The organism is Paenibacillus radicis (ex Xue et al. 2023) (assembly GCF_024722015.1).
Classification (GTDB): Bacteria; Bacillota; Bacilli; order Paenibacillales; family NBRC-103111; genus Paenibacillus_S.
In genome coordinates this window covers 47,026-68,687 of sequence record NZ_JANQBD010000028.1, presented here as the reverse complement: position 1 = coordinate 68,687, position 21,662 = coordinate 47,026, and the positions used below count along the sequence as shown (strand labels likewise).

Genomic DNA, 21,662 nt, shown 5'->3' with positions numbered 1-21,662 from the left:
AAATAATTTATAAGCTAAAAAAGGTTAATCCATACTATTCCAAATGATTCGCAGTGCGTCTTGCTCAATAGAATGGATAAGCTTGTCAAACATTTGAAAGGTCTCTCTCTCAAACTCGGCAAACGGATCCAGCTGGGCATAATTCCTTAATTCAATCCCATTCTTGACTTCCTCAACAGACTCCAAATAATGGATCCAATTCCTGTCAATAGAATAAATGAAGGCTTGCCGCTTCAGTTCCAATCCATCTCCTGCACATGCTTCTTCTTTATCCTGGTAATATTCCATAAGCTGTTCTGTGAACATACCGCTCAGTTCATCCAGCTCCAATTCTTGCAATCGCTCCAACCTAAGGGGCCTCTTATATGGGAATACTGTGCCCAAGCTCATCGTTAATCCGATCATATCCCAATCCTCAGGAAGTGTCCCGTTACAGAACTCAGCAACCTTTTGTTGAATGGTTTTCTGGATCATGTTCTGAACCTTGAAAGTCAAATCAGCCGCTTCCAGCATCTCGTTTCTCATAGAGTAAATAATTCTGCGCTGCAGATCGAGAACCTGATCGTAAACCATTACACGCTGCCTAACCGTCTGCATCTCGCCCTCAACATGTGCTTGCGCATCCCGAATACCGCGAGCATATCGAGGATTGTTTATGAGTGAATAATCACTTGTATTGAGGCTAAGAAGTTCGTCCATCAGATGGTCGGGATAATAGTTCATTAACAAATCATCCTCAAAGCAAATAAAGAATTGTGAGCTCCCACAATCTCCTTGTCTGCCGCTTCTGCCCCGCAATTGATTGTCGATTCTCAGAGAATCATGTCTTATCGTCCCTATGACCATAAGACCTCCCAGCTCCTCTACTCCCTCGCCAAGCCGGATATCCACACCTCGCCCCGCCATGTTCGTTGAGATAGTCACAGCCCCATGCTGTCCAGCTAGACGAATTACATCCGCTTCCTCCTCATAATTTTTCGCATTCAATACTTTATGAGGTATATTTTGCTCCAGCAGCATAGCGCTCAGCCGTTCTGATTTCTCAATCGAAGCGGTACCTACCAATACGGGCTGCCCTCTAGCGTTTACACCAATGATTTCCTGTACGACTCTATTAAACTTTTCTTCTTCGGTAATGAATAGCTGGTCCGGATGATCAATACGATTAATAGGCTTATTTGTAGGGATAGCTATAACATCAGTACCATATGTTTTCATGAATTCATCTTTAACCTCGGTCGCAGTACCGGTCATACCGCTAAGCTTGTCATACATTCGAAAATAGTTTTGCAAGGTAATAGTCGATAATGTTGCTGGCTGTCCCATCACTATAATACGTTCCTTGGCTTCGATAGCTTGATGCAGGCCTTCAACGAAACGGCGTCCAAACAACAGTCTTCCTGTATTTTGATCGACAATAACCGCCTCAGTCTTCGCCTGTTCATTCTTTACAAGGACATAGTCCACATCTTTCTTCAAAATAAAATGGGCTCGCAGCGACTGCAAAATTTTATTGTAAAGATCAGCATTGTCTATGTGCATCATATTGGTGAGGCCCAATGCCATTTCGCATCTATCAACCCCCTTCTCAGTGAGCATGATCTGTTTGGTTTGTTCAAAAATCTCATAATCCTCGCTGGTCAAGTCCTTAACAATATTATCTATGTAATAAAAATACTCAGTACCTTTTCCAGGCTCGTCAGAGATTAACAAAGGTGTACGAGCCTCATCAATCAAGATGCTGTCCACTTCATCGATGATGACATAGTTCAGCTTGCGCTGGACACGATTAGCCATGTCATAAACCATATGATCGCGCAAATAGTCAAAACCGAGCTCATAATGAGTTGCGTAGGTGACATCACATTGATATTGAGCTTGCTTTTGGGAAATCGACATATTGCTTTCGATACAACCCACAGTAAGACCCAGAAACCGAAAAACCTTCCCCATCTCCGTGCTGTCTCGCTCGGCCAAATAGGGATTGACGGTAACCACATGTACCCCTTCACCTGACAAAGCGTTTAAATAAGCGGGGAAAACAGCAACGGCCGTTTTACCTTCTCCTGTTTTCATTTCTGCAATATTTCCTTCGTGTAGAACAATCGCTCCCATTAATTGAACATCATGAATCCTATATCCAAATACTCGGAAGAACGCTTCCTTCACTAGGGCGTAAGCCTCTGGTAATTGATCTGAGAGGGACATGCCGTTCGCAATATTTTGCTGCATGACTTGGGTATGCAATAAAAGCTCATCATTCGAATTATTTTCAAAAGCTCTATGTAATAGATTTATTCTGGCTATAAGAGGCTTATATTTGGATAGATTGCGATCCACAGAGGTCTTGCGATAGTAATCACGTAATAATCCGATCATATTAGCTTTACTACCTCCATTCCTTACCCGTACCTTTCATTTAACAAAAAACTGGGTATTTAAGACTATAAAATAAGATATTTCCCAAATACTAGTAGTTACTTAGACCTTCATCCCTATATAAATAATCAATATTTCAACAAGATATTGGGCCTTATGCAACAGTATCCTAATTTTCGACAAAAATAAATCCCCCAAACGGGGGGTTAGGGGTGTAAGAAGTAGGAGTTACCAGGAGGTTATTCCTATTAACATATCTCCCCCTTTTTCCAGCTGCAAAGCCTGCAATCTGCTTCAAGACCAAGGAGGATAGGGATTAATTGGTTATAATACTAAATTAGGACATTGCAAAATTGGAAAAAAGAGAGGAGTTGGGAGGGGAAGCGAGGGGTGGGGGTGAGTATTTAAATAATCGTCTGAAACATGATTCCATCAACTCTGCTTGCTGATTTATATTTATTTTCTCTTGTCGTCCTTGTCATCAATCTCCATATATTCTTCTAATTCCTTCTCAATCTGTTTATTCCGCTCAATTAACTCAGCATGATCTTTCTCATTTAATTGCTCGGTTTCCAATTCCTTTTCAATCTCATCATTACTCATGTTAAGATCATCTTTATCTGCTATACCCAGCTTCTCCTTTATCCTCTGTAAGTCGGAGTGAATTTCTTTGTTTCTTATATGTGTGCTTAAAACTAATCCAAATATTACTGCTATAAGCGCCAATATTCCATACGGGCCAAGGAAAAGCGAGATTATAATGGCTGCTACTATGGCGGTTATTGTACCAAATATGGTCATGTTTTCTTTTCCTCTCTTTTTTGAATTTCACTAAATTTGGCAATCAGCCAGCTAAGGTTAAACTCATCATTCATTGTCATTTTATCCCTCTATTCATGGTTTTTCTCCCCAGACTGATATTCCAATAATACCACATTATGGAAAAACAAAGCCCAAAAACCCCTAAAAAATGTTAATTTTAGAGGTCATTTATCAGTAAAACTTTTCAACCAAAGGGGTCAGTCCGCTTTCCGGGATCTATGGTTAACTCCCCAATCGTACATAATTTCAAAAATAGGCTCCAGAGTCTTTCCGTACTCACTCATTTCGTATTCAACCCGCGGTGGCATTTCCGGAAATACTTTGCGGCTAATTAATCCATCCTGTTCCAGCTCCTTAAGATGCTGAGTGAGCACCTTCTGCGAAATGCCGGGAATTAAGCGACGGAGCTCATTATATCGTCTTCCGCCTTCGTTAACATGCCAAAGTATAAGCATTTTCCATTTGCCGCCTATCGCTTGAATCGTTGTCCAAACATGAATATAGCAGTCGATATCCTCTTCGTTGTACCCTGACTGAGACCTCAAAAAATCTAAATCCATTGATTTCCCTCCCCTATTTCAAAAAATCGTTATACTGGCAAATTTGCATTCTATCCTATTTACCCGATTAAAAAAATCCTTTATATCTCATTTTTATTAAGCCAACCGATCATTGAGTCGCACCATTCTATACTGCAGCTCTCGAATCTAATTCCCATCTCAATAACGGCCACAGATGAAAACAACGGATGATCACTGGTTAATCGCTCATTCTGCTCACGGATTGAAGCAACTTTGCCCTTATATTGCTCCATGCGCTGCTCATGCTCCCGCTTTTTCTCCTCTAGAATCGGAATCAAAATTCCCGGCTCCACCAGCCACGAGCTGTATTGCTTAAGCAGAAATTCCTCCCAATCGCCCGGCTCACCTGGCTCCATAACCCATTTCTTCAAGCATTCAATTCCCGTGTCCGTAATTTTATATACTTTCTTAGCAGGCCTATATGATTCTCGTTCATACGCTTGCAGCTGTACTAACCCTTCTGCTTCTAGCTTGGAAAGTACGGGATAGAGCTGGTTATTGTTAATTTTATGGAAGAAATTGACTCTTCCCTTCATCTGCTGCTTCATATCATAGCCACTTAATGGCTCACGCGCCAATAAACTAAGCAATACAAATTGAATCGAACTCACTTGTAATCCACCCCTAAAAAATAAGTTAATTTTAACATAAGTTATTATTGACATATATTCTTCAATGTTATAAGTTAATATTAACCTATTAAGTGGTCAACTACAACCAAAAATAAGGAGCGATTACGATGAATCTTGTGTTTAAGGATCAAACTTTTTCTTTTGAACTACTGCGTACCCTCAGCTATACACCCTATGGAGGGGCTGATATTGGCGAATGTTTATCGACCGCATATCGGATCGAGGAGGGCAGCTTTGAAAGCTGGTATACCGAATGGTACAAAACAGCAGAACGAATCCACGCGCTGGCTCAGGATAGCATGGAGCAAGGCAATCGGATCAGTGCCCGAGAGTTCTATATGCGGGCCTCCAATTATTACCGTACAGCGGAATTTTTCCTGCATGGCGTTCCAAGCGATCCACGGATATTGGAGACATGGGGAAAAAGCCGTACTACATTCCGCCAAGCTATTCGATTGATGGATACTTTAGTGGAGCAAGTAGAAATTGTTTATGAAGGGGGATATTTGCCAGCCTATTTCTATCGTGTGGATGATTTGCAACGGCCTACATTACTGGTTCACGGGGGCTTTGATTCTACTGGGGAGGAGTTGTATTTAGAAGTAGCAGCGGCGGCATTGCAGCGTGGATACAACTGCATTACCTTCGAAGGTCCCGGGCAAGGCGCGGTCATCCGGGAGCAGCAAATCCCGTTCCGCAACGATTGGGAGAAGGTTGTCACGCCCGTAGTTGATTACTTGCTGACCCGGCCTGAGGTTGATCCGCAGCGGATCGCCCTCGTAGGTATTAGTCTTGGGGGCTATTTGGCGCCACGCGCCGCAGCCTTTGAGCATCGTCTGGCCGCTTGTATCGCTAACGATGGACTGTTCTCCAATCAATTCGGTGAGATGGGCCGCAAGCTTCACCAAGGATTTACTGGAGATTTGAATGATCCGAGCTATATGAAGGAATTCATATCCCTATTAATGGACAAAAGCACCAATGTTCGTTGGGCTATCGAGAACGGAATGTTTACTTTCAAAGCTGACTCCATTAACGAACTCATGGAAAAAACGGAGCCCTTCACATTAGAAGGCGTAGCCGATAAAATCAAGTGCCCCACACTTGTATGCGAAGCAGAGGATGACCATTTCTTCGCCGGTCAACCCCAGCAGCTCTATGATGCGCTCACTTGTCCGAAAACCTTTATGAAGTTCACCGCGGAAGAGGGGGCTGAGGAGCATTGTCATTTCGGAGCGCTGCTGCTGCTCAATCATCGCCTTTTCGATTGGCTGGATCAAACGCTGCATGTAAAAGAAGAGAATCCTTTTAATGAGACTGCAGTTGTGTAAATGCGAAAAAGAAGGGGCAGTCCCGAAAGTCATTTTGGGACGCCCATCCACCACTTTATCCTGAATATAGGGTTGCAAAAGAATCCTCAATTTCAACTTTAATTTATGAACCCTGTTCTTCTCTTGTGTCACATTTTGAATGAGCTTTCGACGATACCATGTCAGCAGCCTAACGAACCTCAGACAAATATCAGGAAATTGTCAGGCTAAATTGCTCCGAAAATAGCATTCCTAGCCTTATAACTGGAATTTCTCATGCTAATTCTACGTATTTAAGCTGATACTATCCATATCACCTATATTAGAGTTAGTTTTTCCAGTTAGATTGTTTTCAAACGATATCCAGGCTGGATTAACATGAGAATTTCCCTCTATTACTCGTCCATCAGTAGCCGTCTGAAAATTTTAGTCTCCTCTAGAATACGTATTCGCGAATAAATAGCACATCAGCCTCAAAGCCAAATGTCATACGCATCATTTCCATCCAATCCGGCTTTCTGGCATGTCATTTCCCCCTTCTACAGCAACATATTACAATTGTAAGAAATATTCCAAAGCGTGTAAATCAATGAAATTTACAAAGCACTTGGAAAGATCGAAAGCCGCATCTTATCCATTTCTAACTTAAGAGTAACTATCAGATAATAAAGTGCCTTCTTGCGTGCTGCAAGTTGAAGCTTTACATTATAAGCAAAGGAGCGTGTGTAACCATGTCAAATAAATGGGATGGAAAAGTAGTTATAGTTACTGGGGCTTCCAGAGGGATTGGGCAGGAAATTGCTGAGCAATTCGCCATAAACGGAGCAAAAGTTGTAGTGAATTATGCCAATCGTGCAGATAAAGCCAATTCAGTCGTCGAAGGCATCCAAAAAAATGGAGGAGAAGCCATAGCCATTCAAGCCGATATTAGCCGTGTTGCGGAAGTGGCACTGCTGTTTCAAAAAACTATCGAAGCCTTCGGACAAGTCGATATTCTCGTAAACAATGCGGGGTTGATGGTGACTAAGCCGATCCAGGATGTAACAGAAGAAGATTATGATCGATTATTTGCTACAAATGTGAAAGGCACCTATTTTGCTTGCCAGCAAGCAGCCAAACATATGAGAGAAAACGGACGAATCATTAACTTCTCTACCTCCGTCACCGGGGCCATGTTTCCTGCTTACAGTGTATACGCTGGTACTAAAGGTGCTGTTGAACAGTTTACCCGTCAGCTTGCCAAAGAGTTCGGACCCAAGGGAATCACGATCAATGCGATTGCTCCTGGACCCATCCATACCGAATTATTTACAAACGGCAAGACCGAAGCGCAAATTGAAGGCATTATCCGAATGAATTCATTCGGCCGCTTGGGTGAAATGGATGATATCTCGGGTACCGTCCTCTTCTTGGCAAGTGATGAAGCCCGCTGGATTACAGGTCAAACTATTAAAGTTAACGGAGGATTTGTATAAGATTAAGAGTTCAAAGAGTCAATCATAGCTCTTCAACTTGCCATTGATTGTGTAATCTTCTATGTTATGAGATACATTTATACGAAATTGAAGCTCTATATTGGGGTTATTGAATTTAATTGTGTAGGTAACCACGTATGGAGTCTCAATATAGAATAAAGTAAGCTTCAGCGTATTGTTATCCGGCCATTCAGCGTAAGCAACAGCCTCTTGCTGGTGAAGAGACAAGTCTTTAGTAAAGATATCTTCTATAGTTACGGGCTTTGTAAAATCAAACGATAAGACTTTATTATTCCTATCTTCATAAATAAGCTGAACCTCCAATTTCTCTTCCGTTTTGAACAGATTCAGCTCTTGGAGATGGCGGGAATTTTTGTCCATGATGTAGCATTGATGACTCCTGTTCGGTACAACGTCTGAAATTGGCTTAAGCAGCGGAACAGGGTAGGACATATTAGCAAGATGCTGTTGCAGCTCATCATTATCATCAAGTGATGGACGACTATCCGGATCTAACGGGTCCATAATATGTTCAAATATTAAATCTAAAAGCGTTTGGAGCGGCTTCATGCTTGCAAAGCTGGATGTGGCGGCAATAACTATACGCTCATTCGGTGCAACAAAACATAATTGTCCAAAAGCACCATCGCCCCTGAAGCAGCCTCGGCGACATAGAATAAATTGATATCCATAGCCTTGAGAGGTATCCATCCTGGTTTCACCTCTACGATTGTCACTTTGCTCCCGGGTAGCTAAATCTATATACGATTCCGAAACAATTCTCTGACCCTCGTACATGCCCTTATCCAAAAGCATTTGACCAAATTTGGCTATGCTTTCGGTAGTTAGGCTTAATCCCATCCCCCCTGCAGTTATTCCCATTGGACAGGTTTCCCACGAGGGCCTTGGTATCCCCAAAGGCTCAAACAACCGTGGCATCAAAAAATCAACCAAGCTTTCACCCGTTACCTTTTCAATAATGGCCGATAACATATAAGTAGCAGGAGTACTGTAACGGTAGTAACTGCCAGGCTTGTGCTGCACTTCCAACGATAAGAATGCTTTTACCCAGTCCTGCTCATTTACCACATAACTATAAATATTTTCGTGATGGCCCGTATTCATGGATAATAGATGGTGGACGGTCATTTGCGTTAAATTTACGGATAGTTGAGCTGGTAGCTTGTCCGGGAAAAAAGAGATTACTTTATCCTGCAGGTCCAAATATCCATGGTCACAGGCAATACCTGCAGCTATCGAGGTAAAGCTTTTGCTAAGTGAAAACAATAATTGCTGAGCATCCTTGCGATAAGGCTTGCGCCAAAACTGGGCCGTAGACTGTCCATCCTGCAACAATATAAAGCTATTCAGCTGCAGATTCAATTCTTCAACCCGAGTAAAAAAACGCAATAAATGCTTGGATGAAAGCCCATGGTTTTCTGGCAAATCACGCCTTATTTCTGCTCTCAATTTAAGTCCTCCTATTTAAGAGACGAGATGCACTTACATACTAAATCTCCAAAACTTTGGATGTCTTTAATATAATCAAACTCCAAAGGATTAGGCTCAGTTTGATTTAACATTCTTACCGCCACAGCATTATACTCAGGTATGACCAGCACTGTATTACCATATAAACCAAGCGATTGATAAGAGCCCTTGGGCAGCTGGCTTCCTAACTCCGAAGCAGGTCGTGGTTGATCCTGTACCCACCAGAAGAATCCATTCCGGGGTAAACTCTCGTCAAGGCCTGGGGGAGTAAGGATTGAAACCGATTGCTCCCATATGGAGCCAGGAATAATTGATTCCCCCGTAGACTGGCCTCTCGTTAAATGCAAATATCCCCAATAAGCTAATTCACGTGTGCTTACAAATAGATTGGCTTCATCGCCTTGATCTCCTATATAGGCATCGTTAAGCCACACCAGCTTCTCATTGTTCTCTTTTCTCCAGCCTGTTTCTGTAAATCCATAAGGTACGAAAAATCTTTCCTCCATTACATCAGCAAGCGGTTGATCAAATACAACTTGAATCATTCGAATAAGCAAATTTACCCCTGCGTTATTATATTTCCAATCCGTTCCCGGCGGAAAAATTCTTTTATTCGGGCCCAGCAGGCCATGCGTGTGGGTCAGCAAATGTCTTATAGTCGTTGAACCCAATACATTTTCGTCCAGGTCATCCAAATAGTCCGTAACATAATCATCGAGACCTCTTATTTTACCTTCGTGGAGGGCAAGACTAACAGCGAGACCCAAGTAAGTTTTACGGATCGATCCGATATTGAACTGGGATTCCGCGTCTACCCGTCGACCGATTCCTGTATTATCATGATGACCAGCATACCACTCGTTAACGATACAATCATTCTGAATAACGAAAGTCGAGGCAGCGGAAGCTGAGATCAGGTTCTTTGTCCCTAAAACATATTGATTAAGCTCATTAAAAGAATCGTTCAATTGGCTTTCCAAGCGCACCTTGTGTTCTCCTGTTCCAAGTAAATTTGGCTATACGGCCGATTTGTTGAAGGAATAAGTAAATACGGCCTTTCTAACCGCCTGTTCAAAAAGCTCTGTATCCGGCATAGACCGGTCTTTGGCTATTCGAATTACTTTCTCAATATCATAACTAACTCTACGAATCTGCGTCGATATGTTCTTCCCGTGAATGTCAATAATAGAATAGCTTGCACGGTTATCTCCATCGAAGGGAAGACCAATACTGCCACAATTTACAATTAACCTGCCCTTTGCATTTCGAGTAAAAGCATGATGAATATGACCAAATAGCACCATCTGGGTCGAATCCTCTTTGTGTAAGGAGTCGAGCTCATCCTCTGTCGCCCATGGCCAAATAATAGTTCCGAGTGAATGAGGCGAAGCATGGTACAATTCAGCTTGAAAATCCTCGATATTAAAAACATACTCTGTCGGTAAGTGGCCTATCCAATGTTGTTCGTCAGCTGAAAGAAGCTTTTTATTATACATAAATTGTCTCAGGTTCATGGCATCTTTATCATTCTTGGGCAGCCAATCAGAACCGTCACGGTACCGGGAAAAATAATTATCATGGTTTCCTCTAACGGAAACAAGCGGATCCAGTGAGTGCAATAAATCCAAACATTCCACAGGTTGAGGACCGCGCATGACCAAGTCTCCCAAAAACACTATCGCATCGGGGCTTTGTTGACGTAAATCACTAACTACTGCTTCAAAAGCTATTGCATTGCCATGTGTATCTGAGATTACAGCAAGCCGCATGGTTTAATACACCCTTTGCTTTTAGTAGTATAAGTACATTAATTTACCAATCTAAATATAACGAATGTGTGTTCGTAAAACAAGTGTTTCTCTTTTACTTGTATAAATCGACAGCTCGCCAAGTAAATACCTTCAGCGGTCAAAAACAGCCTACTTTTATTTGGTACCGTGTAAATAAATAAAAGCCGGATTCCATATGGAGCCCAGCCTTTATCTATTTACCCATGGTTATAATCGACCACTAATCAACTATGAATAATTATGTGAGGTCTCTACCGTACCGTCTTTACGATGAATAATTGCACATTTGTTAGCGTCAGATGCCCATTCCCGGGCTTTGTCTACGGCTTCCGCCTTCGTATCTGTACTTAACCGTGCATAATCAGAGCCCTCCTCCTTCACGGCCCATCCATCCCCATGAGGGACGACATGGTAATTGAAGGGACTCCCCTTATACCGCATAGGACCGGAGTTATCGTGTCCACTATAGCTATGCAGCGGATGGTCGTCATTCCATTCCTTTGCTTTAGCCATTGCAATCGCAATAGCTCTTCCTTCCTGATAGCCCTCGTCCAACAGAGCATTAGCAATTTCGATCGCTTTGCTTCTCACGCGCGACTCCAGGTTTTTCATGGAAACAGGGTAATCGTTCTTTTTCCAAGGCATGAATAAAACCCTCCTCTCGGGATTGTCTTACGCTAATACTTAGCCATTTGATCCTGAATCGAAACAATCCTTATCGCGGCGGTCAATCATTCTAATCATCATTCCATCCGAATACAATACCTTGTACAAGTACTCACCGGAGGGCGAAGATGATGAATACTTTTATATCCTATATCATTTTAGGCTTATCGCTGTCTGCTCCAATCGGGCCGGTTAACGCAGCACAGCTGGACAAAGGGATCAAACACGGCTTTCTTCACGCATGGCTCGTAGGGTTAGGCGCTATGGCAGCAGATGTTATCTACATGCTGTTCATTTATTTGGGTCTCGCTCATTTTCTCCATACACCTTTCATGAAAACATTCCTTTGGGCCTTTGGTTTCTTTGTTCTTGTATATACGGGAATCGAAAGCTTGCTGCAAATCAACAAAGGACACGCCACCCGAACCACTAAAGAAGAATCTACCGGCAAATCCTTTATCTCCGGTTTTCTGCTGGCACTGTCCAATCCGCTTAATATTTTATTTTGGCTCGGTATTTACGGATCTATCCTGGCACAAACCGTCGAGTCCTACGGCATGCGTTATGTATTCATCTATAGCTTGGGTATATTTATGGGGATTTTCCTGTGGGATATTATTATGGCAGCTATCGCGAGCACGCTGTATAAATATGGAAGCGGTCAAATCATAAAGCTTATCTCAGCATTAGCCGGAGTATCGCTGATCGGTTTTGGGTTTTATTTTGGTTATCAAGCCTTTAAGGCATTATTTTTGTAAAAAAGATTTTCCAGCGGCATGTCACAAATAACGGAATGACATTCCGCTGGTTATGAACGCATACTTTTAGCCCCCGACTTTACCGATCAGCACACCTCATTCTGCTTTATTTTTAGGCCCCCGTAACCGTGCAGTATAAGAAAAGCTTCTATTCGAAGCCCTTTCGATGAAGAGACATTCGTGTCTTAGCGGTAGCTTTTCTTGCAATATCAGAATTGTTCAGCTCCACTGAAAACATATAAGTTCTGATATTTTAAGAAAAGCGCCTTGTGGCGTCCTCGGTGAACAATTTTCGTTTGTCCACTTTGGAGAGATGGTGTGGGATTACAGTCGCTGTTGAAGTCGTGTTCCTTGAATGAAATGCTTGCGGTGGGAAGAACACGAGCTTCGAAGGTAGGTTACGTACCCGAGCATTCACCGGAGACCAGGGCGGACGCTCACACTCCTCAATCCCACACCCATGCCCTCTTCTGTTCTACTCCCCGCTTTGCGCTGCTTCCTCACTTCCCTAACCCGGTCTTCGAGCCGCTACTCATAGCCATGGATGTACATGTACATCCAGCCCCATCTCCATTTAAGAAGAGACATCTGCACTTACCCTAAACAACCCGCCAGTACTGAATCCACGAAAGTGAAGGTCATTTCGGAAGTAATAGTTCCTTTATCAGCTGGAAAGCCCAAAAAACAGAGTGATAACGGAACCGCCAGTTCCGTTATCACTCTGTTTTTATGCATACATGCTCAATTCGGCCAGCTTAACGGAATTCCCACTTCCGCTATCTCCTTAGATTAGAGTTGACTGATGGAATAACGGAACTCTTAGCTCCGTACAAAATCCTTCAGGGCTATCGGCAAGCTCCGGTTCAAACTTATACTTCCTTATCACTTAGAAAGGATATCCCCACTTTAGCTGTATAGAACAATCCAGCGTGTTAAATAAGGGGTAAGCTTCGCTCACCCCAAACATATAAATTCTTATCTGTCAAAAAGGACCATTGCCAGTCAGTTGGCAATGGTCCTTTTTCTTCTTAACGTATGGATAAACCTACTTATTAATCAAATTTGCTTGCTGCAGCAATCTTCTTAGCATTGCTGCCGTTTGAGCACGTGTAACATTGTCGTCTGCGGAAATTTGTCCGTTATCACCTTGCAAAATATTATTCTTCACAGCAACTGCAAGATCTTTTTTAGCCCAGGCTGGAATCTTGGAGCCATCTGTAAAAAATTCCAATTGCTTAGTTACTTCTTCTTCAGACAATCCATTGTTCAGCTTGACAAGAGTCAATGCACGTGCAACGATAGCCGCCGCCTCTTTTCTCGTAATCGTCAGGTTAGGACGGAAGGTCCCATCCTCATAACCGCTGATTAATTTGTAAGACACGCCCGTTTGTACGACACCAGCAAACCAATCGGATGCTTGAATATCCTTTGGAGCATTGTCCCCTACACCCGGCTTCAATCCAAGAGCTCTAACCATAATAGCTACAAACTCTGCACGAGTGATCGCTTTGTCCGGTTGGAAAGATTGATCGGTTACACCCTGAACAATTTGTCTGGACGCCATATCATTCACGTCTTGTTGACTCCAGCTAGTTTCTACATCTGCAAATTTTTTAGGACTAAATACAACTGCGTAGCTGCTGTTGGTTAAGCTGTTAATGACCGCAATCGTTTTGCCATCGATCGTCACCAGCTTGGTTGGCACATGGGTTAGAGTTCCATCTGTATTCAGTACAACAGCTGTTGTTGCCTGGGAAGCACCGGTTCCAGCCGGTAGAGTAATCTGACGTTCAACATAGCTCTGAAATTGGTTAACCGTTACCGATTTACCCTCCCATGTCGCTGTAACCTCAAATTCAATAGGCTTACCCACTAGTGTCATATTTCCACCGGCAGCTGATTTTTCTATAGTTGCAGCTATCGTCGGCAGAGACGAACCTATTTTAATACTGATCTTGATATCTTCCAGCTTTACATTACTGCCCAACTGAGCGGAAATACTGCTGACATTAATTTGCGAGGCCGGAAGTGTGTAGGTTGCACGATCTGTTTTGACCTCAATCACAGCCTGTTTGCCTTCCATTGCTTTCACCAGCTTGCCGTTCAATTCACCGATAACTACATCTGCGTTACCTGTAACCGGAATCGACAGCAGCTTATTCGCTTCTTTCTCCAGTTGAGCGATCACTTTGTCATTGTCCACGGAAATGATTGTTACACTTTGATCCCCTATTTTGTCATTCTTTGCTGTAGCTGATTGATCTTGTACGACACCATCTACAACAATTTGCACACCGTTCGACTGAGATACCGAACTCCCGCCACTGGATGTTGTCGAATGCTGAGGTAACCGATTTACGTTGATCGTGTATGTTTTTAATGTCGTGCCATCCTGTGCAGTAACTTCAACGGTCACCACGTTTGCTCCAATATTCAGTGGAAGCTCCGACGAAGCCGCTCCACCTGCCGTCACAACACCATTGACACGAATAGTTGCCGCCGGGTCGTACACGGCTCCAGTGACTGTCAAGCTGTGCGTACTGTTGGGCACAGTTGCTGTATACGCAGTTGTATTGGATACGAACGCTGGATCTAAGCTTCCTGCACTTATTGTCAATGCTTTTAAGTCTGCATTGTTAGAAGGTAACCGATTCATGTTGATTGTGTATGTTTTTAATGTCGTACCATCCTGTGCAGTAACTTCAACGGTCACCACGTTTGCTCCAATATTCAGTGGGAGCTCTGACGAAGCCGCTCCACCTGCCGTCACAACACCATTGACACGAATAGTTGCCGCCGGGTCGTACACGGCTCCAGTAACTGTCAAGCTGCGCGTACTGTTGGGCACAGTTGCCGTATACGTGGTTGTATTGGATACAAACGCTGGATTTAAGCTTCCTGCACTTATTGTCATTGCTTTTAAGTCTGCGTTACTAGAAGGTAACCGATTTACGTTGATTGTGTATGTTTTTAATGTCGTGCCATCCTGTGCAGTAACTCCAACTGTTACCACGTTAGCTCCAATATTCAGTGGAAGCTCCGACGAAGCCGCTCCACTTGCCGTCACAACACCATTGACACGAATAGTTGCCGCCGGGTCGTACACGGCTCCAGTAACTGTCAAGCTGCGCGTACTGTTGGGCACAGTTGCTGCATACACGGTTGTATTGGATACAAACGCTGGACTTAAGCTTCCTGCACTTATTGCCATTGCTTTTAAGTCTGCGTTGCTTGATGCCACTACCGTAACCTGAAATCCTGTACTTGCCGATAAACCGTTAGCATCGGTTACAGTCAACCAAATAGACGTTGTTCCCGTTTGGCCTTGGGCCGGTGTAAGAGTTACCGTACGATTCCCGCCGCTGCCACCCAAACTAATATTTCCCAGGGGTATGAGTGTTGAGTTGTACGTAGCTGCTGTAACCGTCAAGCTTCCTGCACTCGTTTCCGCATCGGATACGGTGAACGCCAGGGGGCCAAGGACTCCGTTTACTTTAACGCTTTGATATACAATGCTGCTTACTGTTGGAGGGGTATTTACATTAACCGTGTAGCTTGCGCTCATTATCGAGCTATCGGTCATTCCTGATTTCACAGCAATTGCCTTAATCGTTGTCGTACTCGTCACGCTGATTGGCGTACTATACAACGTACTGCCGACGGTCGGCGTGGTTCCGTCAATCGTGTAGTAAATCTCCGCATCCGGGGTCGGCGTGGATAAGACTACTGTCGTGCCTGCTGCCACCATACCGGAGGCTGGGCTCGCTGTTGGAGCAACCACTTGCTGTTGAGCCGGGTTAGTGGCCACAGCCGTAGAAACCATGAAGGTGCCCACCATAAAGGGACCAGGGCTTAAAGCTATTGTCTGAATTACCGTGTTATCGGAAGTTCTGATTACGCTCATATTGTTACTAGTATAATTGACCGTAAAGGCTCGTGTGCCATCTGCAGATATACCAATGACGTAGGGGTTAGTGCCTACGGAGATGGTACTTACCACTGTATTATTAGTAGTATTAATAACAGAAGCCGTGCTAGAACCGCTATTCGCCACATAAACCCGGCTCCCGTCGGGAGAGACCTCAGTAGCAGTAGGTAATGTGCCGACTGTTATAGTTGCTTCCACAGTGTTGTCTGCGACTTTGATTACTGAAACTGAATTTCCTGACTGATTGGCTACGTAAATCTTGGTACCATTGGGATTGACCGAAAGGCCATACGGTCCAACACCTACCGTAATCTGACTAGAAACGGTATCGTTTGTAAGATCAATGACTGCTACTTGGTTGGCGGTTTGCTGTGTCAGAAACAGCTTCTGGCCTACTGTTACCATTGCTATAGGATTTGCTAATACAGTTATTGTACCAGTAACAGCAAGCGTTGCAGTATTGATTACTGAGAGAGTATTGCCATTCCTGTTAGCTACATAAGCTTTGCTGCCATCCGAGTTAAAAGCTACCCCGTGAGGCTGTGCACCCACTGTTATTGTACGGATCACCGTATCGGTAGCCGGATCTATAACCGATACAGTGCCACTGGACCGATTGGTTACAAAAACCTGAGTGCCATTCGGGTTGAACGCTGCACTATTGGGTTGAACCCCCACCGTAATTTTGCCCAACTCCACCGTACCGTTTTCCAGATCTACCACATCAACCTTGCCGGTACTATAGCTTGTAATGTAGGCTTTCTTTAATATATTGGTAGTGGCCGCAGAAGCGACCTTAAAATCACCAAATAAGGTTGATATCATACATAATATAAGGACAATTGCTGCAAGTTTAACTCTCTCATTTCTAAACATGTTTACCTCCAATAAATATGTATTAGCTCTCGGTGTTTATCAAAGCACACCAAAACAAGGGCTTCCATGTACCATCTGAAGCTCTTTCCTTTCCTCTACTTGCATTATTCGGCAAATTACGAATCCTCCTTTGGATTGCCACGGAATGAAATTTTGCAGCCAAGATAACATGGCACTTAAGACCTATGATTTCTGTGCTTCAAAAAGGCACTAATATCCTTCAGTCATTCAAGCAGCAGGAGCGGTCTTACAGCCATTATAAAGACTTTGCACTAAACAAAGACTAAACAAAGACTAACAAATATACATCTTAAGCATAAATTTACTCTATTTTCGACTTTTTGTTCAACAAAAAAACTGTATATTCGACAGATTTTATAAATATTTAACATATAAGGACAATCTAGTTGTAAATAATTACCAATATTGCAAATCCCGGATGCGCGTTTCGGCATTGCATGGCGGTCGATCCAACCTCATCCAGACATATAAAAACCGCATCCAAAGACCTATACAATCAGATATGACCCTCTAAGAACGACAATGGCAGCAAGCACAAGATATCATTCGATTCGAAGCCGTTGCCTACCCAAAAACCTGCAATTATACATTCTTTTAGCCGGTTAATCGTAGTATCCTTGAATTCATGCAAATGTACATCTTTTTTTCCATTCTTAGCTAATACCGGACCGAATCACATGAAAATTGATGTACTTTTGCAGTTTTGTTCTCTCTACAGCAGTTTCGGTAGGAAAATAACTGCATATTCGCAGGATTGTATGCGGAGTGATGGTCGGAGAAGGGACAAGCACTGATTTTGAGGTTGAGCCCTTATAAATATTCAAAATTAATGTAATTTCCCAAACTCAACACACGCTCATATTCAGAATAATATATAAACAAGGACATTCACCTAGTACTCCTCCTCTTCATACAGTATCACGAACTGATGAAGGAGGATCTATCACATGTCTGAGCTGTACACAAAAAGCTGGTTGGATGAGCGATTATTTGAGCTCGCGAATTGGCAGCAGGATGCATTTCAGCAATTCCAGGCGATGATTACCGATACTCATAATGAATACCCCTGTATCCCCGGGAGACAAGGCTTTATTTCCGATCATCTGCGATTCGGCTTTGTCGGAGATCCCAGGTCGCACACCTCTCCTCAAGCTCTCGCTTCCTTATTGAAGCAATACGGACAATGCTCTAGAGCGACTGGCAAGTATGCTTCACTGGTCGTATTTTTCAACACACCCACTACTTTATCCACTAATTATTCGGTTCAAAATTACGAGGAATTATTCTGGTCGCTGCTCAGTCAGTTAAGCCAATACGATGAAAAAGAATGGCCGAAGGAGGTTTCGACCGATCCCTCCCACCATTCTTGGGAATTCTGCTTTGATGGGAATGCTTATTTTGCCTTTTGTGCGACACCCGCCCATACCATTCGCAAGAGCAGGCATTTCCCTTATTTTATGCTCGCTTTTCAGCCGCGATGGGTGTTCGAGGAGCTTAATAAATCCAAATCAATCAGTCACAAATTAAAAGATGCTATCAGAAGCCGTTTGGCCAACTACGATGGAATACCCGCGCATCCTTCCTTAAAAGGGTATGGTCAGGAGGATAATCTGGAATGGCAGCAATATTTCCTGCATGATGATAATCACATTCCCTCCAAGTGTCCCTTCACAAGAATGAAGCAAGCTATTAAAAAATTACACTTCTAAAGCGTGCTCCTCCATCTTGCTCTCATAAACCAGGTCACCGCAGCTATAATGACAACCAGGAGCAAACTCACTCCAAATCCAGGTCTGCTCGACGCTTCCAGCCATGTTCCCGAGACAGCCGCACCGATTAATCCGAGAGCAATAAATCCCTTTATTTTAGCTCCAATGGATAGCTTCACCACTTTGGGGGCTGAGAGCAATATGATGGACCAGGTATACAAGAGCACTAATCCGGCCGCAGTTGCGATATGCTCGAATATATGTTTAGGTAACCATGCAACTAATAGGATGGATATAACTATTCCCATTAAAGTTAAACCCAGCGCAGGATAGGGGGTTCGGCGCTCCCCTATTTTGATGGAAAAGCAATTGGGGGCATCCCCGTCCTCTGCAAGTGTAACCAGCATTAACGTTACCGCATATTGAGACGCAACCATTGTAGAAAACCCGGCTATAATAAGAACGGCATTGAACACATGCTCAAGGGCAGGTAAGCCTAAGCTTCTCAAGCCTAAGACAAACGGACTTTCCTCTTGCTTCAGCTGGTCCAAGGGGACAAGAACGAGCAGCAATCCTATAGATGCAATATAAAGAAAGGCTACTAGAGCAAGCATCAGCTTGCCGGACTTCGTCACTTCCTTAAGCTTACTTAAATCAGCTGCCATCAGCCCCATCACTTCAATTCCTCCAAAAGCAAAAAATACATAGATAAGGCCCGTCCACATTCCTCTCCAATCAGGAGATAAAAACTTGGAAAAACTTATCGAAGACTCCGTTCTCGATAGTCCCCAATCGAACCAACCCAGCCAAATAGCCAGAGCAACTAAAATAAACATGACAATGGCGGCCACTTTGATAATGGACAGGATATCCTCCGTTTTCTCCAAGCCCTTGGTTCCCAGAATGATGACCGTAAGGCCAAGCGCGGCATAGATGGAGGTAAATATCCAGAGAGAAACCTGCGGAAACCAAAATTGCGAGAAAATGGAGAGAGCTGTTAGTGAGCTGCCTGATATTAGCATTTCGGAAGTCCAGTAGAGCCAGCCGCTGCTGAATCCGGCCCACTGACCATAGGCTTGTTTGGCATAGGTACGAAATGAACCCTTCTCCGGCTGAGCAGCCGTCATTGCAGCCAGAGCTTCAAAAACAAAATAACTGCCTAATGCCGCAAGTACAAACAAGACCATCACGCCAAAGCCGCTTTTATGTATGGCAATACTTGAACCTAAGAAAAAACCGGTCCCAATGGTACACGCTACACCAAGCAACGATAAATGCCACCATTGGAGATGTCCTTGATGTGTTTTCATGCTTCTCCCTCCTCGTATCCAAATGGCTCCAAATACTTGAAGAACCTTACAAGCTTTCTTGTAAGGTTCCCCGGGTATAAGAAGTTCAGAGTTATACGAGATATGGCGAAGGAGCATAGCTGTTCCGCATCTGCTGCATATCCTGTTGAGCCAGCTGAGGAACCTGATAATAATGTCTTTTATTTTGATACAAAAACAGCTCGTAGCCCATTTCAATAAAATTAGGCACACTATCCGCCATCATTCTCCGAAGCACAGGATTCGTAATTTCTAATGACGTCATCGCAAGCAGGGAAGCTGTTGATTTAATAAGCCCCAGCATGTAAGCGGAAATCCCCTGTCCATTGATTTCTTGAATAGACATCATCGGTTTCTTGGGTGCTGTTTGCTGCATTCCGTAGATCACTTGATTATTTTGGTTCATCTTATACGAATGTGTAGGATGCGACGGGTCTCTGCCTGTGGAGAAAGCGTCAACTGTAATGTTGTACAAATCGGTAATAAACCGATGCTGCCGATAAAGAATCTGCTTCAACTCCTCGTCTTGTATGAATTGCTCGAACATGACGTATTGATCCAACAAACTAATGAAGCTTGATAAAATTTCATGAGAATCAAACATTTCATGACCGCCATGATTCATCATGGAAGGCATTTGGCCTGTAGAAACTTGATTTGAATAGGAAGTTTGCATGCTGTTTAATCATTCCCCTCTAATGTTTTACTACTCCCATATAATTCATTGTTTTCGGCTAAATTATTCACCGAGGCAGGTAAGCCATCTGGATAAGTTCACCTAAGGTTAGCCAAAATAAACTGTTAGGATGATCAGCTATAGGAGGGGTATCAAGTATCATGACTCAACAGCAAACAGTTCACGAATGGCTTATTCCTTCCAAGGAAGGGCGCAGCTTTCAGCTGGCAAAGGGCCAAACCCTGAAAGTGATTGACGTAAACGGTCAGCAGGTGGCTGATTTCGTCGCATATCGGGAAAGTGATTCCAAGGAACGATTGGACCCTAGTGTGACCATGGATGCGCTGCGTACTATGAGTATCAAGCCAGGCGACCTTTTATATTCTAATTTGTATACACCGATGCTCACTCTGCTGGAGGACACCGTTGGTAAACATGATTTCATTAATTCCGCTTGCCGCCCTGAAATGTATGAGTTTTTATATAATAAGCCTAATCACCAGAGCTGTTATCATAATTTGAATACCGCTCTTTCCGAGTTCGGTATCCCGCAGCCGGATCAGCATTATCCGTTTAATATTTTCATGAATACAGTGATTGACGGTCGTGGAGATATTCAAATCGAAGCCCCCCTGTCCGCTGCTGGTGACTATATTACATTAAGAGCCGAAATGGATGTCATTATAGCTATTTCCGCATGTCCATGTGAGGAGAGCGTCTGCAACGGCTATCAATGTACGCCCATTAGAGTGGAAATTACGTAGTTTTCCAAGGTTGCACCAAAAAGTTTAATTTCCAACTACGATCAAGGAAGAAAAATAAATAGAGGTTCACCAGATGTTTTCCGGTGAACCTCATTAAGAAACTATTCAGGCAAATTATCCTTACAAAAAGCGCTTAGTAGAGCTTCTTCATCTTCTTCCAAGTCGAAATCCAAATACTTTGCCGTATTTCTCTCGTAAATCTCGTATCTTAGAATTCCACTGAGACCTTCCTCCACACGGTAAATAACCCTTATATACAACCCGCTTTCAGAGTACAGCTCATCATCCTCAGGCACTTCAATATCCAGTATAAACTCATAGCGCTCCCCAGTTAAAATTTTAAAAGGATCCTTAACCTGTTCCACGCTAAAAGCAGTAATTGTTATTTCACTCATGCTATCATTCCTCTCTCGACCTTAACCCTCTTTGCCAAAACTAACTGTCTCTAAGACATTA

17 protein-coding genes are annotated in these 21,662 nt (G+C 43.3%); 5 read left to right on the top strand and 12 right to left on the bottom strand.

The annotated features are described in order from the left end of the window. Positions 1-24: 24 nt before the first annotated feature. From secA to NV381_RS30225, 4 genes are all read right to left on the bottom strand, one after another. A complete protein-coding gene (gene secA, locus NV381_RS30240; RefSeq protein WP_258217042.1) occupies positions 25-2,379 on the bottom strand; it encodes a preprotein translocase subunit SecA in 2,355 nt (784 codons plus the stop codon). Positions 2,380-2,835: 456 nt separating this feature from the next. Beyond that, positions 2,836-3,180, bottom strand: coding sequence for a hypothetical protein (locus NV381_RS30235; protein WP_258217041.1), 345 nt, complete (start codon positions 3,178-3,180; stop codon positions 2,836-2,838). 218 nt (positions 3,181-3,398) lie between these two features. Then, a complete protein-coding gene (locus NV381_RS30230) occupies positions 3,399-3,761 on the bottom strand; it encodes a winged helix-turn-helix transcriptional regulator (protein ID WP_258217040.1) in 363 nt (120 codons plus the stop codon). An 80-nt stretch (positions 3,762-3,841) separates the two neighbouring features. Beyond that, positions 3,842-4,393 carry a PadR family transcriptional regulator gene (locus NV381_RS30225; RefSeq protein ID WP_258217039.1) on the bottom strand — a complete coding sequence of 184 codons (552 nt, stop codon included), beginning with the start codon at positions 4,391-4,393 and terminating at the stop codon, positions 3,842-3,844. Positions 4,394-4,521: 128 nt separating this feature from the next. Between NV381_RS30225 and NV381_RS30220 the strand changes: the two genes are divergently transcribed. Together NV381_RS30220 and NV381_RS30215 are read left to right on the top strand one after the other, a co-directional pair. Next, entirely contained in the window at positions 4,522-5,745 is a 1,224-nt protein-coding gene (locus NV381_RS30220; RefSeq protein WP_258217038.1) for an alpha/beta hydrolase family protein, read from the top strand. Between the two features lie 710 nt (positions 5,746-6,455). Beyond that, positions 6,456-7,199, top strand: a complete 744-nt coding sequence (locus NV381_RS30215; protein ID WP_258217037.1) for an SDR family oxidoreductase — start codon at positions 6,456-6,458, stop codon at positions 7,197-7,199. An 18-nt stretch (positions 7,200-7,217) separates the two neighbouring features. On the opposite strand, the gene NV381_RS30210 is transcribed toward NV381_RS30215, so the two are convergent. The 4 genes from NV381_RS30210 to NV381_RS30195 all read right to left on the bottom strand — a co-directional run bounded on the left by NV381_RS30210 (position 7,218) and on the right by NV381_RS30195 (position 11,125). Continuing rightward, on the bottom strand, positions 7,218-8,669 hold the full coding sequence (locus tag NV381_RS30210; RefSeq protein ID WP_258217036.1) for a serine hydrolase domain-containing protein: 1,452 nt from the start codon (positions 8,667-8,669) through the stop codon (positions 7,218-7,220). An 11-nt stretch (positions 8,670-8,680) separates the two neighbouring features. Next, a complete protein-coding gene (locus NV381_RS30205; protein WP_258217035.1) occupies positions 8,681-9,676 on the bottom strand; it encodes a serine hydrolase domain-containing protein in 996 nt (331 codons plus the stop codon). A gap of 30 nt (positions 9,677-9,706) precedes the next feature. Further along, a complete protein-coding gene (locus NV381_RS30200) occupies positions 9,707-10,459 on the bottom strand; it encodes a metallophosphoesterase family protein (RefSeq protein ID WP_258217034.1) in 753 nt (250 codons plus the stop codon). A 249-nt stretch (positions 10,460-10,708) separates the two neighbouring features. Further along, on the bottom strand, positions 10,709-11,125 hold the full coding sequence (locus tag NV381_RS30195; RefSeq protein WP_258217033.1) for a DUF2188 domain-containing protein: 417 nt from the start codon (positions 11,123-11,125) through the stop codon (positions 10,709-10,711). 152 nt (positions 11,126-11,277) lie between these two features. On the opposite strand from NV381_RS30195, the gene NV381_RS30190 reads away from it, so the two are divergent. Further along, entirely contained in the window at positions 11,278-11,904 is a 627-nt protein-coding gene (locus NV381_RS30190) for a LysE family translocator (RefSeq protein ID WP_258217083.1), read from the top strand. A 1,045-nt stretch (positions 11,905-12,949) separates the two neighbouring features. On the opposite strand, the gene NV381_RS30185 is transcribed toward NV381_RS30190, so the two are convergent. Continuing rightward, entirely contained in the window at positions 12,950-16,708 is a 3,759-nt protein-coding gene (locus tag NV381_RS30185) for a cadherin-like beta sandwich domain-containing protein (protein ID WP_258217032.1), read from the bottom strand. A gap of 968 nt (positions 16,709-17,676) precedes the next feature. Between NV381_RS30185 and NV381_RS30180 the strand changes: the two genes are divergently transcribed. Then, a complete protein-coding gene (locus NV381_RS30180; RefSeq protein WP_258217031.1) occupies positions 17,677-18,438 on the top strand; it encodes a YqcI/YcgG family protein in 762 nt (253 codons plus the stop codon). On the opposite strand, the gene NV381_RS30175 is transcribed toward NV381_RS30180, so the two are convergent. Beyond that, positions 18,435-19,748: an amino acid permease gene (locus NV381_RS30175; RefSeq protein WP_258217030.1), complete on the bottom strand. Its 1,314-nt coding sequence runs from the start codon at positions 19,746-19,748 to the stop codon at positions 18,435-18,437. The two genes, NV381_RS30180 and NV381_RS30175, sit on opposite strands and share 4 nt — an antisense overlap. A 91-nt stretch (positions 19,749-19,839) precedes the next feature. Next, the gene (locus tag NV381_RS30170; protein WP_258217029.1) at positions 19,840-20,442 is read right to left on the bottom strand and encodes a spore coat protein; all 603 of its coding nucleotides are present in this window, start codon (positions 20,440-20,442) and stop codon (positions 19,840-19,842) included. Positions 20,443-20,603: 161 nt separating this feature from the next. On the opposite strand from NV381_RS30170, the gene NV381_RS30165 reads away from it, so the two are divergent. Further along, positions 20,604-21,206 (top strand): urea carboxylase-associated family protein, encoded by a 603-nt coding sequence (locus NV381_RS30165; protein ID WP_258217028.1) that lies wholly within the window; start codon positions 20,604-20,606, stop codon positions 21,204-21,206. A gap of 101 nt (positions 21,207-21,307) precedes the next feature. On the opposite strand, the gene NV381_RS30160 is transcribed toward NV381_RS30165, so the two are convergent. Further along, positions 21,308-21,601: a DUF6509 family protein gene (locus NV381_RS30160; protein ID WP_258217027.1), complete on the bottom strand. Its 294-nt coding sequence runs from the start codon at positions 21,599-21,601 to the stop codon at positions 21,308-21,310. Positions 21,602-21,662: the final 61 nt, after the last annotated feature.

Coding starts and splice junctions, on each gene's coding strand:
- secA (WP_258217042.1), bottom strand. CDS start 2,379: ATGATCGGATTATTACGTGATTACTATCGCAAGACCTCTGTGGATCGC.
- NV381_RS30235 (WP_258217041.1), bottom strand. CDS start 3,180: ATGACCATATTTGGTACAATAACCGCCATAGTAGCAGCCATTATAATC.
- NV381_RS30230 (WP_258217040.1), bottom strand. CDS start 3,761: ATGGATTTAGATTTTTTGAGGTCTCAGTCAGGGTACAACGAAGAGGAT.
- NV381_RS30220 (WP_258217038.1), top strand. CDS start 4,522: ATGAATCTTGTGTTTAAGGATCAAACTTTTTCTTTTGAACTACTGCGT.
- NV381_RS30215 (WP_258217037.1), top strand. CDS start 6,456: ATGTCAAATAAATGGGATGGAAAAGTAGTTATAGTTACTGGGGCTTCC.
- NV381_RS30200 (WP_258217034.1), bottom strand. CDS start 10,459: ATGCGGCTTGCTGTAATCTCAGATACACATGGCAATGCAATAGCTTTT.
- NV381_RS30195 (WP_258217033.1), bottom strand. CDS start 11,125: ATGCCTTGGAAAAAGAACGATTACCCTGTTTCCATGAAAAACCTGGAG.
- NV381_RS30190 (WP_258217083.1), top strand. CDS start 11,278: ATGAATACTTTTATATCCTATATCATTTTAGGCTTATCGCTGTCTGCT.
- NV381_RS30185 (WP_258217032.1), bottom strand. CDS start 16,708: ATGTTTAGAAATGAGAGAGTTAAACTTGCAGCAATTGTCCTTATATTA.
- NV381_RS30180 (WP_258217031.1), top strand. CDS start 17,677: ATGTCTGAGCTGTACACAAAAAGCTGGTTGGATGAGCGATTATTTGAG.
- NV381_RS30175 (WP_258217030.1), bottom strand. CDS start 19,748: ATGAAAACACATCAAGGACATCTCCAATGGTGGCATTTATCGTTGCTT.
- NV381_RS30170 (WP_258217029.1), bottom strand. CDS start 20,442: ATGCAAACTTCCTATTCAAATCAAGTTTCTACAGGCCAAATGCCTTCC.
- NV381_RS30165 (WP_258217028.1), top strand. CDS start 20,604: ATGACTCAACAGCAAACAGTTCACGAATGGCTTATTCCTTCCAAGGAA.
- NV381_RS30160 (WP_258217027.1), bottom strand. CDS start 21,601: ATGAGTGAAATAACAATTACTGCTTTTAGCGTGGAACAGGTTAAGGAT.